We start from the raw sequence: 13,812 nt of genomic DNA on the forward strand, positions 1-13,812 counted from the left end.
GATTATGTTTATGGATATATTAATTATTATGATATTATCTAGTATTTCTTTAGGAGCATTTTTCCTTATATTTTTTTTAATTGGTCTTTATTCTGGACAATTTGATGATTATGAATCACCTAGTATTAGAATTTTAATTGATGATGATATTGAAAAAAATTAAATTTTCTGATGAAATTAAAAACATATTATTATAATAACAGTATTGTAAAAGCTTTTTTATTTGCTACAATATTCTGGGCTATGATTGGATTCTTAGCTGGTTTATTTATAGCCTTGTTATTATTTTTTCCTGAAATTCCTGAATTGATTTTTGGTAATCAATTGAAGAATTCTCAAGGGGTCATGGGATTTGGTAGATGGAGAATGTTACATACAAACACTGCTATTTTTGCTTTTGTAGGTAATATTATTTTTACAGGTTATTATTATGCTTTACAACGTTTATTAAAAACAAGAATTTTTAGTGATATTCTCAGCTGGATTCATTTTTGGGGATGGCAAATATTTATTATTTCTACTTGGATTACTTTCTTATTAGGAATTAATACAAGTAAAGAATATGCTGAACATGAATGGCCTATAGACATAGGAGTACTTTTGATTTGGATTATTTACGGAATAAATATGATTGGAAGTATTTTAAAAAGAAAAATTAAACATTTGTATGTTAGCATTTGGTTTTTATTAGGAACATGGGTTGCTGTGGGGATGTTACATGTATTTAATAATCTTGAATTACCTATATCTCTTGTATCTTTTAAAAGTTACTCTATATATGCTGGAGTACAAGATGCTTTAATGCAATGGTGGTATGGACATAATGCCGTGGCATTTATTTTAACCACACCTATACTGGGATTAATGTATTATTTTGTTCCAAAAGCATCTAATCAACCCATTTTTTCTTATAAACTTTCTATTATACATTTTTGGTCACTAATATTTATATATATTTGGGCAGGGCCTCATCATTTAATGTATACATCTCTTCCTAATTGGGCTCAAACGTTAGGGACTATTTTCTCTATTATGCTAATAGCTCCTTCTTGGGGAGGAATGTTAAATGGATTGCTGACTTTAAGAGGGGCTTGGGATCAAATGAAAAAAAATCCTATTTTAAAATTTTTTGTAGTTGGGATTACTTGTTATGGAATGGCTACTTTTGAAGGGCCTATGTTAGCGACTAAAACTCTAAATTCTATAGGACATTTTACAGATTGGGTAATAGCTCATGTTCATTTAGGTACTTTGGGGTGGAATGGTTTTATGGCTTTTGGAATCATATATTGGTTGACTCAAAAAATATGGAATACAAAATTGTATTCTATCCCATTGGCTAATATTCATTTTTGGTTAGGTGTTTTAGGGATTATTTTATACATTTTTCCTATGTATTTTGGATCCATTTTACAATCTATTATGTGGAAAAAATTTAATCCTGATGGAACTTTAGCTTATAAAAACTTTTTGGATTCTGTTTTAGCTATCATTCCATTTTATAAAATAAGATTTGTAGGTGGAGTTATTTATTTTTTTGGTTTTATTTTAATGATGTATAACATTTTTAAAACAATAAAAAAAGGTTATTCATTAGATAATGAAGAATTTAAATGTGATCCATTTTATGATAATTATAATAATAAAGATAAAGGAGAAACGTTCCATAGGTGGTTAGAAAAAAAACCAATACAATTGGCTATTCTTTCTTTTATAGCAGTAGCTATTGGGGGGGTAATAGAAATTATCCCTACTTTAGTAATTAAATCTAACGTTCCTACTATTCACAATGTTAAACCTTACAAAGCCTTAGAATTGGAAGGTAGAGATTTATTTGTGAGAGAAGGGTGTAATGCTTGTCATAGTGCACAAGTTCGTCCATTTAGAGATGAAGTAGTTCGTTATGGAGAATATTCTAAAGCCGGTGAATTTGTATATGACCATCCATTCCTTTGGGGATCTAAACGGACAGGTCCGGATTTAGCTAGAGAAGGAGGAAAAAACCCTAATTCCTGGCATTTTAATCATATGTATAATCCTCGTTCTACTTCTCGTGGATCTATTATGCCAAGATACCCTTGGTTAATTTATAATAAATTGGATAGATCAAATACAGAAAAAAAAATGAAAGCTATGGTAAAATTAGGGGTACCATATACTTTAGTAGATATAAAAAATGCAAACCAAGATATGGATCATCAATCAAGTCAGATTGTACATGATATTTATCAAGAATATCCAAGTTTAAAAAAAGAAATCTCTCAACAGAGAAAAATAGAAAAAGAAAAATTTATTCCATTGAAAGAAAGAGAAATTATAGCTCTTATTGCTTATTTACAACGATTAGGTACGGACATTAAATCTTAACAGATATAAAATAAAATGATAAGTTTTTTTAAACAGTATTTTACAGGAGAAAAAAATATAGGTATTTTTCAATCTGTTATGTTAATTTTATTTTTATTGGCATTTTTTTTTGTAATATTTTTTGTTTTTTCAAAATCTAAAAAATATTATCATAAAATAAGTTTAATACCCTTAGAACTAGAAAAAGAAAAAAAAAGGAAAGGTTATGAGATCTAAAATTCCTTCTTTTATTATGATACCTTCTTTTTTATCTATTATAATATTTATGTTTTATGTATTTTTTATAAGTTATAATCACATATCTTATTTAGTACATCCTATTACTATATTTTTTTTTATTATAACTACGATATTGTTATATATTTTGGAATCTATTAATAATTTGATTTTTAGGAGAAAATTACGATTTATTTCAGAAAAAGAAAGGAAAAAGATTTTTGAAGAAAATGAAGGGAATTATTTCTATAGGCTTTACAGATTTATATTTTACGATTATAAAAAAATCAGTTATGATGAAGTTACAAAAATAGATCATGGATTTGACGGAATTATAGAACTAGACAATCAATTACCTATGTGGTGGGTCCATCTTTTTTATCTTACAATTGTTTTTTCCGCGATTTATTTTTTTTCTTATTTATTAATAGATTATTCTAATCCTTATAAAGAATATGATATAGCTTATAAAAATCAATTAAAAAATATTGAAATTTTCGAGAAAAATACTCCACAAGTAACTATAGAGAATGCACGTTTTAAGGAGAGTTTAATCAATAGTGGAAAAGTTATTTTCGAGGAAAATTGTGCTACTTGCCATCAATCGGATGGAAGTGGAAATATAGGACCTAATTTAACAGATGATTATTGGATCAATACAAAAGAAAAAGATTTGTTTAAAAACATATTTTATGTAATATGGAATGGAAGCGATAATAATCCAACTATGCGTGCTTTTGGTAAATCAGGAGAAATTAAAGGAAATGATATTGAAAAAATATCTAGTTATGTTTATTTTATCAATCAAAAATATAAAAAACCTTTAAAAAGTAAAGTTCCTCAAGGTATGAAAATGCCAGAATGGAGTAAGATATAAATAAGTCTTCCATTAATTTTTCTATTTTATTAGCAAAAATAAAATTTAAAGTTTTAATTATGAAAATTAAACTCAATTGGGATACTGGAATCGTGTTATCTTTAGTTGTTTTTATAATCTTTATTACTTACATTGCTTTCTTCTTTCCACATGTAGGAAGTCAACTTGTATCAAATAGATATTATGAAGAAGAAATAAAATATCAAGAAATTATAAATGAAAAAAAAAATGTATTAGAACTTCCTATAAAAATAAAAGTTTTTATTTCCCATTCTGGAATTGAAATAATATTTCCTCCTATTAACAATGATATTCATGGTTTTTTTACTTTATTTAGATCTTCTTCCAAAGATTTAGATTTTACGCAATCTTTCAAAATATTGAAATTTTCCAAAAAAGCATTATTGATTCCAAAAAAATTTTTAAAAAAAGGATACTATAAACTTATAATCAGATGGAAAATAGATAAAAAATATTTTTATGAAAGAGATATTTTTTGGAATCAAAATGGATAAAAAAATATTATTAAACATAATGACATAATGAGAAAAAATATAAGTAATTTTCGTAAAGAATCTTTAAATTACCATAGTCAATTTCCTTCTGGAAAAATACAAATTACCCCTACCAAAAAATATAGCAGTCAAAGAGATTTATCTCTTGCTTATTCACCAGGTGTTGCTGAACCTTGTAAAGAAATCGCTCGTTCTTCTATAGAAGTATATAAATACACATCTAAAGGAAATCTTGTAGCAGTGATTACTAATGGGTCTGCAGTATTAGGTCTTGGAGATATTGGGGCATTAGCCTCTAAACCAGTTATGGAAGGAAAAGCTCTTTTGTTCAAAATATTTTCTGGTATAGATGTTTTTGATATAGAAATAGACGAATCTGATCCAGAAAAATTTATAGAAACTGTAAAAGCTATTGCTCCTACTTTTGGCGGAATTAACCTAGAAGACATAAAAGCTCCAGAAGCTTTTGAAATAGAAAGAAGACTTAAGAAAGAACTTAATATTCCTGTTATGCATGATGATCAACATGGAACGGCTATTATTTCAGGAGCAGCATTACTTAATGCAGTGACTTATGTCAGGAAGAAAATTCATGAAATTAAAATGGTAGTTAATGGAGCTGGTGCTGCAGCGATTTCTTGTGCAAGAACGTATAAACAACTTGGAGTGAAACCTGAAAATATTCTTATGTTTGATAGTAAGGGGTTATTACATACTTCAAGAAAAGATTTAAATAAAGAAAAAAAAGAGTTTTCCGTAAATATTTATCCAATTAAAAAATTGGAACAAGCTATTAATAATGCAGATGTTTTCATAGGGTTATCTATAGGGGGAATATTAACGCCTAATATGTTAAAAAGTATGGCTAAAGATCCAATTGTGTTTGCAATGGCTAATCCTGATCCAGAAATAGATTATAATTTAGCAATTAAACTACGTCCAGATGTTATTATGGCTACAGGAAGAAGTGATTATCCCAATCAGGTGAATAATGTATTAGGGTTTCCTTATATATTCAGAGGGGCATTAGATGTTCATGCCAATGTTATCAATGATGAAATGAAACTTGCGGCAGTACATTCCATAGCTTCTTTAGCAAAAGAACCTGTTCCGGAACAGGTTAATATTGTTTATAATAAAAAAAATATTTCTTTTGGAAAAGAATATATCATTCCAAAACCTTTCGATAATCGTTTAATTACTCGTGTTGCTCCTGCTGTAGCAAAAGCCGCTATGGATTCTGGAGTCGCCCGAAATCCTATTTTAGATTGGAAAGTATATCAAGAAAAGTTGCTCGATAGAATGGGATATGAAAGTAAAATGCTTCGAATGATTCAAAATAGAGCACGTACAAATCCTAAAAAAGTTGTTTTTTGTAATGGAGAAGAATATGATATTCTTAAATCGGTTCAAATTCTTCACGAAGAAGGAATTATTTCTATTCCCATAGTTTTAGGAAATGAATATCGTATCAAACGTTTAATAAATGAAAATAATTTAGATATTGAATTAAAAATTATAGATCCAGAAAAAGAAGAAAATATAAAAAAAGTAGAAGATTTTGCTAAAATACTTTGGAAAAGAAGGAATAGGAAAGGTTTAACTTTATATGATTCCAAAATTCGTATGCGTACTAATGATCATTTTGGAGCGATGATGGTAGATCAAGGAAAAGCAGATGCTGTTATTACAGGATATACCAGAAGTTTTTCATTAAGTTTACGTCCCATGTTAGAAGTTATAGGAAAAGCTGATTTTGTTCACAAAACGGCAGGAATGATGATATTACTAACGAAACGTGGGCCTCTATTTTTAGCAGATACAGCTGTTATTCCAGACCCAACAAGTAAAGAGTTAGCTAGAATAGCTATAATGGCTTCTCATGTAGTTAGAAATTTTGATATTGAACCACGTATAGCTATGTTATCTTTTCAAAATTTTTCATCTGATTCAAAAACATCTTTGAAAGTTTCTCAAACAGTATCCTTTTTGCATAAAAAATATCCAGACTTGATAGTAGATGGAGAAGTACAACCTGATTTTGCTTTAAATGAGTTTTTATTATCTAAAAAATTTCCTTTTTCTAAACTTGTTAAAAAAAGAGCAAATATTTTTATTTTTCCAAATTTAGAATCAGGAAATTTAACTTATAAATTTATTAGAGGATTAGGTGATGTTCAAACTATAGGTCCTGTAATGTTAGGTATGCGGAAACCTGCACATGTTATGCAAATGCAATCTAGCATAGAAGAAATAGTTAATTTAGCTACTTTAGCTGTAATAGATGCACAAATTAGAAAAAATTAAAAATATGTGTTTTCAAAAAACACTTTTTTTCCAAAAAGAATTCGTACTTTTTTTTCAAAAAAAATGGGAATAGAACTAGATGTATAAAAAATAGGAAATCTATTCCAAGTAGGATGTAAACACAATAATTTTTGTTCACTTAATTTTTTTTTTATTTCTTGCACTACTATTTTTTGAATATCAATTAAATGAACTTTTCCATGATAAAAATTTTTTATTTCTTGTTTCAAAAATAAATAATGAGTACAAGCTAATAATATTGCATCTATTGATTTTAAGTGATTTAAATAATTTTTTATAATAGGATTTATTTTTTTCGTTTCACAACCATTTTCTATAATGGGAGCTAATAATGGAGTAGACATTTGAACTATATCTAGATGACGGTAGTGTTTTTTGATTTTTTTTGTATAAAAATTTGAGTGTATGGTAGCAGGTGTAGCAATTATTCCTATTTTTTTATAGGACAGAAAAATTGTATTTTTTGCTACAGGATCTATAACATTAAATATTAATATTTTTTTATGAAATTTTTTTTGTATTTGATCCAAAGCATTAGATGCAATAGAATTGCACGCTATGACTAAAGCTTTACATTTTTTTTCATAAAGAAAAGAAGCTATTTTCACAGAATTTTTTCTAATAAATTCTTTAGATTTTTCTCCGTAAGGCATATTTTGGGTATCTCCGAAATAAATAAAATCTTCATTAGGCATTTGAATTTTCATTTCTTTAGCTATAAGAAGTCCGCCAATTCCAGAATCAAATATTCCTATTGGAGATAATGGACTTATTTTCATCTTCAAATTAAATTAAATGGGAAACGAATTATAAAAGCTAATACAGACAAAAAAAACAAAAATAAAACCTTATAAGTAATTTTTTGATGTTGATTTTTATACAATTCTTTATAGAAAAGAATAAAGAACAAAAAACCCAGAATCATCATGATTGGATGTTCAATCAACTTGAAACGAATTTTTTTTTGTTTAAAAATTTCAACAAACTCAACTTCATTTTTGAATAATGAAAAAAAATGTAAAAACATTAATAATAAACCGATAAAAATTTGAATGAGTATAATGAATGCTGTAAAATTTAATACAATTCTAAAAAAAAAATCCAATTTTTATTTTAAAATATTTTTTATACCATAAAAATAAAAGATATATCACCTCTATGATTAAAAAAATTATCAAGAAAAAAGCTATATAATGATGAAATTTGAGTAAAAACTTCATATTATAGGAAATAATTTTTTAATCAATTTTTTCTTCAATCTAGAAGCTTTATTTACATGTATAATATTTTTTTTTGCTAATTTATCTATCATAGAAATAACAATAGAATATTGTTTTTTATTTTTATCTATTAACAATTTTTTTATAGCTGTCTTAGTGCTTTTATATACATATTTATTACGTAATCGTCTAGTATGATTCTGTCTAATTCTTTTTAAAGAAGATAAATGATTTGCCATAATAAATTATTATAGCCCATAGGGGAATCGAACCCCTCTTTCCAGGATGAAAACCTGACGTCCTAACCAATAGACGAATGGGCCTTTTGATCAAAATAATTAATGACACAAATTAAATTTTTTTTATATTTAATACAAGTATTTTGTTTACATTTGATGATCTCTTTTTATCTCAGTCTCGTTTTTTTTCAAAAAAAAGTTTATCATAAATTCTAAAATTTTTTTACTTATAATTTTTTATTATCATCTTATTTCTATTTCATTATATGGAAATGTGGAATGCAATAAAAAATATGAAAGAATTTATTGCAAAAAAAAAAAGATATATAGAAATAATTCAAAAAATTATTTTCAATTTTCGAATAAAAAACTGTTTTTTAAAGAACAGACAAAATGTATTATAGAAAAAGCTAAAAATTACATATCTACTCCATATAGATATGGAGGGAGCACTAAAACGGGAATAGACTGTTCTGCTTTTATAAAAAATGTTTTTGCTTCTAACAAGATATTCTTACCTCGCATTTCTTATAATCAAGCTAAAAAAGGTTTCTTTATTCCCAAAGAAAAAATAGAAAAAGGAGATTTATTATTTTTTTCTACAGGAATATCTAAGAAAATCAATCATGTAGGAATGGTAATTCATATTACTAATAATAACATATTTTTTATTCACGCATCTACATCCAATGGGGTAATTATATCTCAATTATATCAAAAATACTGGAATCATAGATTCATTATGGCAAGAAGAATTATTTATCATCACAATGATCAATTAAAAAGCCTAAATATTCTAAGTCCTTCCAAAAATTAGGATATGATTTTTCTACTACATTTGGATTTTCTATCTGTAGAAAATCAAAGCATAATCCAAATGTAGAAAAAGACATTGCCATTCTATGATCTTGATAAGTTTTAATCCTAATAAAAGAATCAATTTTTTTTCTATATAAATCTGTTATTTCTAAACAAGAATCTGTAATTTTTGTTCTAACTCCAAATTTTAAAAGCTCTTCTTTTAATGCTTGTAATCTATCTGTTTCTTTAATTTTCAATGTTTCTAATCCTTTTAAGCGACATTTAATTCCAATAGCAGCACAAGTAACAACAATAGTTTGAGCAAGATCGGGAGTTTTATTTAAATCTAATTCAATAAATTTTGGTAATAAAAAATTAAATTTTTTATTTAATGTTATTATATTTTGATCTTTATCGAAAACAGTAGAAATTCCAAAATATTTATCATATATATAAGATACTTTTCTATCTCCTTGTAAACTATCATTTTTATATGAACGTAAAATAATATGGCTTTCTTTTGCAATAGCAGCCATAGAATAATAGTAAGAAGCAGAGCTCCAGTCTGATTCTACATAAAAATATTTTTTACCCTTATTTTTTACTGGATAAATATGAATAATTCTTTCTTTCCAATCAACTTTTATTCCGGCTAAAGTCAATAAATCAAAAGTCATTTTTATATAGGGAATAGATGTAATATTTCCTTTGAGAGAAATTTTTAATCCCATTTTAAATTGACTAGCTATTAACATCAGAGAACTTATGTACTGACTACTAATTTTTGCATTCATATCTATTTCACCTCCTAAAATTTTTTTTCCAAAAATTTGTATTGGGGGAAAGCCTTCCTTTTCCAAATAATCAATTTTGGATCCTAGTTTTTTTAGAGCTTCTACCAGTATAAAAATAGGTCTTTCTTTCATTCTATCTGATCCTGTTAATATTACTTTTTTTCCCTCTTGTATAGAAAAATAAGAGGTTAAAAAACGCATAGCAGTTCCAGCATGATGAATATCTAATATATTATAAGGACTAATTAAACTTTTTTTCAGTACTTCTGTATCTTCACAGTTAGAAAGATTTTCAATATGAATATCATCTTTATAAATAGCTTTTAAAATTAAAAGACGATTAGATATACTTTTAGATCCCGTTATAGATATAGAACCATATAAGGAACTCCCATTTTTTTTGTAAATCTTAATGTAAGAAGACATATTTTATTTTAATTTTTTATTTTCATGATGTCTGGCATGATCTCTAATTTCCTTTTTTTTTAATTTTATACGAAAGGATTTATCCAAATCAATTCCAGTCTGATTTGCTAAACAAGCTATAATAAATAAAACATCTGATAATTCTTCTCCAAGATCTTCATTTCTTTTACAATTTTTTTTATTCGACTGTTCTCCATAATTTCTAGCAATAATTCTAGAAACCTCACCTACTTCTTCTGATAAAAGAATTGTGTTAGTTAACACATCAAAATAACGAATTCCATGATCGACTATCCAATTATGAACTAATTTTTGTAAATTTTTGATCTCCAAAACTTATCGTTTTTTTTTATTGTTCAAAACCAATTGAATATGATTCATAATAGAATCACGATCAATATTATACTTTTTTAAAAGCTCCATAGGTTTTCCACTTTCTCCAAAAGTATCGTTAACTGCTACTAAACTTTGAATAAAAGACCATTTATTATGATGATTATTAGTGGTTAACATCCTGGCAATACTTTCTCCTAACCCACCCCAATAATTGTGTTCTTCTGCAGTAACAACACATTTTGTTTTATTAATGGATTTCAAAATAGTATCATGATCTAACGGTTTAATCGTATGAACATTAATAACTTCACATTCTATTCCCTTTTTTTCGTATAAAATACGAGATGCTTCTAAAGATTCCCATACCAAATGTCCTGTACAAATAACAGTAACATCTTTTCCCTTTGTTAAGATTACAGCTTTTCCTATTTCAAAAATCTGATTTAAATCTGTAAAATTAGCGACAGCAGGACGGCCAAAACGCAAGTAGACCGGTCCTGAGTGTTTCGATATAGCTAAAGTAGCGGCATAAGTTTGATTATAATCACAAGTATTAATAACGGTCATGCCAGGTAACATTTTCATCATTCCTATATCTTCTAAACTTTGATGTGTAGCACCATCTTCTCCTAGAGTTAAGCCAGAATGAGAAGCACAGATTTTTACATTTTTGTAAGAATAAGCAATAGATTGACGGATTTGATCATAAACACGAGATGTAGAAAAATTAGCAAATGTTCCAGTAAATGGAATATATTTACCAATGCTAAGTCCAGCTGCTATCCCTATCATATTAGCTTCCGCGATTCCTATTTGAAAAAATCTTTCAGGAAATTCTTTAGAAAACTGATCCATAAATAAAGAAGTAGTCAAGTCCGAACATAATGCGACCACTTTATGATTTGTTCTCCCCAAAAAAGTTAAAGCTTTTCCAAAGCCCGCTCTAGTTTCTTTTAGTCCTTTATTTTCATATTGTTTCATAAAAAAATTTAATTATAACGGATAATCTCTTAAACAAGTTTCAGGAAGTTGAGATAAAGCTTTTTCTAATTCTTTATCATTAGGATACTTTCCATGCCATTCATTATTATCCACCATAAAATCCACACCGTATCCCATTTTAGTATATAATATGATTATAATAGGTTTCCCTTTCCCAGTTTCATTTTTTGCTTTTTTTAAAGTGAAAATCACTTTTTCAATATCATTTCCTTCTAATTCTTCTATAACTTTCCAATCAAAAGATTCAAATTTTTTTTTTAAATTTCCTAAAGGTAACACTTCATCTGTAGTTCCATCTATTTGTTGCCCGTTACAATCTACAGTGGCTATATAATTATCTATTTTTCTAGAACCTGCATATAAAACGGCCTCCCAAATTTGTCCTTCATTTAACTCTCCATCTCCATGTAAACTGTAAATAATACTATTCAATTCTTTGTTTAGTTTTTTTGACAAAGCAGCCCCAATAGCAACAGACATTCCTTGACCTAAAGAACCGGAAGAAATTCGTATTCCGGGTAGTCCGACATGTACCGTTGGATGTCCTTGTAAACGAGAATTTAATTTTCTAAAAGTAGATAATTCACTAATAGAAAAAAATCCAGACCGAGATAATATGCTATAATATACAGGAGATATATGTCCATTAGATAAGAAAAAAAGGTCTTCTCCTTTTCCATCCATAGAAAATTTATTTGGATTATAACGCATAATTTTTTGATATAAAGCAACAAAATACTCTGTACATCCTAAAGATCCACCAGGATGTCCAGATTTTGCATCACTTACCATACGTAAAATGTCTCTTCTCACTTGAATACACAAATCTTTTAAATTACGTTCATTCATTTTTTCAATTTTTTGTTTGTATATTTTTATATTTAATCGTTTTGTTTTGTTTGACTATTTCACAAAAGTAACAATTAATTAAATTATGAGTATTATAATAAATAGAAAGGCAAGATTTAGATATCATTTTTTAGAACATTATACAGCTGGAATACAATTGTTTGGAACAGAAGTAAAATCAATAAGACAAAATCAAGTCAATATAATGGAAAGTTTTTGTCAAATGAAACATGGAGAGTTATATTCTATTAATATGTATGTGGCTGAATATAAATTTGGAACTAACTGGAATCATTCAAATAGAAGAGAAAGAAAATTATTATTGAAAAAAAAAGAATTAATAAAAATCAATAAAAAATTAAAAAATACAGGTTTAACTTTAATTCCCATAGAACTGTTTTTTAATGACAAAGGATATATAAAAATGAAAATAGTTTTAGCTAAAGGAAAAAAAGTATATGACAAACGTGAATCTTTACGAAAAAGAGATTGTTTTAGAGAAATTCAGAAATCTTTCAAATTTAAAAATCGTATTTAATTTATTTTTGAAATCAAATATTTATATTTGTTTAGATTTAAAGAAATTATAGTTTTATGAAAAACGTCAATTTTTTTATTGTTGCTTTATTTACTTTTTTTTCGTCTGTATTTTCTCAAGATTCGAAAGAAAAATGGTTTATAAAAATAGGAGCACATGACATTAATTATTACCCTATAAAGTCTCCTTTTAAAGGTTTTCTTCTAAAAAAAAATAATAGTTTTAATCCCATTATTTCTAGCATAGAATTAGAACATAATATAAAGAAACATATAGGTTTATATTTAGATGCTTCATTAGGAATGGTAGACAATCCTAGATGGAAAGTGGGAAATAACTTTTTTATAAAAATAAGTCCTGGGGTAAATTTATACATTTTACCTCATTACAAGTTTGATCCTTATTTGAGATTAGGAGGAGGTTATCATAAGTTCAACAATTATATAAACAGAGAGTTAAGAATTTCAGAAACAAAATATTTTAAAACGAATAAAAAGAACTTTTTTCTATTAGATGGAGGATTAGGTATAAATTTGTGGCTGGTTTCTAACTTTGGAATTAATTTACAAAGCACTTATAATCATGTTTTTGCAAAGCAATCAAGAGATTATTTAAATTTTTGGAAACATAATGTAGGATTGATTTTTCGTTTTGGAAATTTAGAAATGAATCAAGATCATAAAATTGGACCAGGAACAGAAAAAGACGATTCTTACCTTCCTTCCATTTCCGTTCAAGAAAAAGAAAAAAGTTTTGTAGAAATAGAAGAAAAAGAAAAGAAAATTTTTTGTAATAAAGACAAAGACTCAGATAATGATGGAGTTTTAGACAAAGAAGATTTTTGTCCGAATCAATTTGGTTTGAAAAAATTTCAGGGTTGTCCTGATACAGACTCAGATAATATTCCAGATCATGAAGATAAATGTCCTAACAAGTTTGGAAAAAAAGAAAACAAAGGATGTCCTAATGTAGTTTTTCGACCTATTTTATTTGATTTGGGAAAATTTTCATTATCTCCTCGTACCTTCATAATTATTAATGAAATAGCTGAAATCATGATAAATAGTCTTCCTAATTCTAAATTTTGCATAAATGGATATACAGATCCTAATGGAAAATCACATTATAATAAAATTTTGTCTCTAAAAAGAGCTTATTCTGTATTTGAAGCCTTAGTCTCTAAAGGAGTGGATTCTTCTAGAATAGAAGTTAGAGGATTAGGAGTAGGAAAGAAAAAAGGACGACGTGTTGAAATCATAATACGAAAATCATAACAAATACAAAAAAATAAAAAGTCTCTTGTA

The 13,812-nt window shown here is 26.8% G+C and carries 15 protein-coding genes and 1 tRNA gene; 9 read left to right on the plus strand and 7 right to left on the minus strand.

From position 1 onward, the window contains the following. Window positions 1–4 precede the first annotated feature (4 nt). From ccoS to H0H73_RS01150, 6 genes are read left to right on the plus strand one after another with little or no spacing between them, the layout of a single operon-like run. Window positions 5–163, plus strand: coding sequence for a cbb3-type cytochrome oxidase assembly protein CcoS (gene ccoS / locus H0H73_RS01125; RefSeq protein ID WP_238784366.1), 159 nt, complete (start codon window positions 5–7; stop codon window positions 161–163). An 8-nt stretch (window positions 164–171) separates the two neighbouring features. Next, window positions 172–2,367: a cytochrome-c oxidase, cbb3-type subunit I gene (gene ccoN / locus H0H73_RS01130; RefSeq protein WP_185852349.1), complete on the plus strand. Its 2,196-nt coding sequence runs from the start codon at window positions 172–174 to the stop codon at window positions 2,365–2,367. A 15-nt stretch (window positions 2,368–2,382) separates the two neighbouring features. After that, on the plus strand, window positions 2,383–2,583 hold the full coding sequence (locus H0H73_RS01135; RefSeq protein ID WP_185852351.1) for a cytochrome oxidase: 201 nt from the start codon (window positions 2,383–2,385) through the stop codon (window positions 2,581–2,583). Continuing rightward, a complete protein-coding gene (locus tag H0H73_RS01140) occupies window positions 2,573–3,460 on the plus strand; it encodes a cbb3-type cytochrome c oxidase N-terminal domain-containing protein (protein ID WP_185852353.1) in 888 nt (295 codons plus the stop codon). The genes H0H73_RS01135 and H0H73_RS01140 overlap by 11 nt, the downstream gene beginning before the upstream one ends. A gap of 59 nt (window positions 3,461–3,519) precedes the next feature. Next, window positions 3,520–3,975 carry a FixH family protein gene (locus tag H0H73_RS01145; protein WP_185852354.1) on the plus strand — a complete coding sequence of 152 codons (456 nt, stop codon included), beginning with the start codon at window positions 3,520–3,522 and terminating at the stop codon, window positions 3,973–3,975. 27 nt (window positions 3,976–4,002) lie between these two features. After that, on the plus strand, window positions 4,003–6,282 hold the full coding sequence (locus H0H73_RS01150) for an NADP-dependent malic enzyme (RefSeq protein WP_185852356.1): 2,280 nt from the start codon (window positions 4,003–4,005) through the stop codon (window positions 6,280–6,282). Here the strand turns inward: H0H73_RS01150 and murI are convergent. The 3 genes from murI to H0H73_RS01165 form a co-directional block, all read right to left on the minus strand. Continuing rightward, window positions 6,279–7,082, minus strand: a complete 804-nt coding sequence (murI, locus tag H0H73_RS01155) for a glutamate racemase (RefSeq protein ID WP_185852358.1) — start codon at window positions 7,080–7,082, stop codon at window positions 6,279–6,281. The genes H0H73_RS01150 and murI overlap by 4 nt on opposite strands. A gap of 437 nt (window positions 7,083–7,519) precedes the next feature. After that, window positions 7,520–7,762: a 30S ribosomal protein S20 gene (gene rpsT, locus H0H73_RS01160; RefSeq protein WP_185852359.1), complete on the minus strand. Its 243-nt coding sequence runs from the start codon at window positions 7,760–7,762 to the stop codon at window positions 7,520–7,522. Between the two features lie 12 nt (window positions 7,763–7,774). Then, window positions 7,775–7,846: transfer RNA gene (locus H0H73_RS01165), tRNA-Glu, on the minus strand. 190 nt (window positions 7,847–8,036) lie between these two features. Between H0H73_RS01165 and H0H73_RS01170 the strand changes: the two genes are divergently transcribed. After that, a complete protein-coding gene (locus H0H73_RS01170; RefSeq protein WP_185852361.1) occupies window positions 8,037–8,579 on the plus strand; it encodes a C40 family peptidase in 543 nt (180 codons plus the stop codon). On the opposite strand, the gene H0H73_RS01175 is transcribed toward H0H73_RS01170, so the two are convergent. From H0H73_RS01175 to H0H73_RS01190, 4 genes are read right to left on the minus strand one after another with little or no spacing between them, the layout of a single operon-like run. After that, window positions 8,518–9,783 (minus strand): 3-phosphoshikimate 1-carboxyvinyltransferase, encoded by a 1,266-nt coding sequence (locus H0H73_RS01175; RefSeq protein WP_185852363.1) that lies wholly within the window; start codon window positions 9,781–9,783, stop codon window positions 8,518–8,520. The two genes, H0H73_RS01170 and H0H73_RS01175, sit on opposite strands and share 62 nt — an antisense overlap. Before the next feature lie 3 nt (window positions 9,784–9,786). After that, entirely contained in the window at window positions 9,787–10,116 is a 330-nt protein-coding gene (locus tag H0H73_RS01180; protein WP_185852365.1) for a nucleotide pyrophosphohydrolase, read from the minus strand. Between the two features lie 3 nt (window positions 10,117–10,119). Next, window positions 10,120–11,100 (minus strand): transketolase family protein, encoded by a 981-nt coding sequence (locus tag H0H73_RS01185; RefSeq protein ID WP_185852366.1) that lies wholly within the window; start codon window positions 11,098–11,100, stop codon window positions 10,120–10,122. Between the two features lie 12 nt (window positions 11,101–11,112). Continuing rightward, window positions 11,113–11,970 (minus strand): transketolase, encoded by an 858-nt coding sequence (locus H0H73_RS01190; protein ID WP_185852368.1) that lies wholly within the window; start codon window positions 11,968–11,970, stop codon window positions 11,113–11,115. Between the two features lie 85 nt (window positions 11,971–12,055). Between H0H73_RS01190 and smpB the strand changes: the two genes are divergently transcribed. Together smpB and H0H73_RS01200 are read left to right on the plus strand one after the other, a co-directional pair. Beyond that, the gene (gene smpB / locus H0H73_RS01195) at window positions 12,056–12,508 is read left to right on the plus strand and encodes an SsrA-binding protein SmpB (RefSeq protein ID WP_185852370.1); all 453 of its coding nucleotides are present in this window, start codon (window positions 12,056–12,058) and stop codon (window positions 12,506–12,508) included. Window positions 12,509–12,564: 56 nt separating this feature from the next. Further along, window positions 12,565–13,782, plus strand: a complete 1,218-nt coding sequence (locus H0H73_RS01200; protein WP_185852372.1) for an OmpA family protein — start codon at window positions 12,565–12,567, stop codon at window positions 13,780–13,782. Window positions 13,783–13,812: the final 30 nt, after the last annotated feature.

It is taken from the genome of Blattabacterium cuenoti, assembly GCF_014251335.1.
Classification (GTDB): Bacteria; Bacteroidota; Bacteroidia; order Flavobacteriales; family Blattabacteriaceae; genus Blattabacterium; species Blattabacterium cuenoti_G.

Coding starts and splice junctions, on each gene's coding strand:
- rpsT (WP_185852359.1), bottom strand. CDS start 7,762: ATGGCAAATCATTTATCTTCTTTAAAAAGAATTAGACAGAATCATACT.
- ccoS (WP_238784366.1), top strand. CDS start 5: ATGTTTATGGATATATTAATTATTATGATATTATCTAGTATTTCTTTA.
- H0H73_RS01140 (WP_185852353.1), top strand. CDS start 2,573: ATGAGATCTAAAATTCCTTCTTTTATTATGATACCTTCTTTTTTATCT.
- H0H73_RS01135 (WP_185852351.1), top strand. CDS start 2,383: ATGATAAGTTTTTTTAAACAGTATTTTACAGGAGAAAAAAATATAGGT.
- smpB (WP_185852370.1), top strand. CDS start 12,056: ATGAGTATTATAATAAATAGAAAGGCAAGATTTAGATATCATTTTTTA.
- murI (WP_185852358.1), bottom strand. CDS start 7,082: ATGAAAATAAGTCCATTATCTCCAATAGGAATATTTGATTCTGGAATT.
- H0H73_RS01200 (WP_185852372.1), top strand. CDS start 12,565: ATGAAAAACGTCAATTTTTTTATTGTTGCTTTATTTACTTTTTTTTCG.
- H0H73_RS01145 (WP_185852354.1), top strand. CDS start 3,520: ATGAAAATTAAACTCAATTGGGATACTGGAATCGTGTTATCTTTAGTT.
- ccoN (WP_185852349.1), top strand. CDS start 172: ATGAAATTAAAAACATATTATTATAATAACAGTATTGTAAAAGCTTTT.
- H0H73_RS01190 (WP_185852368.1), bottom strand. CDS start 11,970: ATGAATGAACGTAATTTAAAAGATTTGTGTATTCAAGTGAGAAGAGAC.
- H0H73_RS01185 (WP_185852366.1), bottom strand. CDS start 11,100: ATGAAACAATATGAAAATAAAGGACTAAAAGAAACTAGAGCGGGCTTT.
- H0H73_RS01150 (WP_185852356.1), top strand. CDS start 4,003: ATGAGAAAAAATATAAGTAATTTTCGTAAAGAATCTTTAAATTACCAT.
- H0H73_RS01175 (WP_185852363.1), bottom strand. CDS start 9,783: ATGTCTTCTTACATTAAGATTTACAAAAAAAATGGGAGTTCCTTATAT.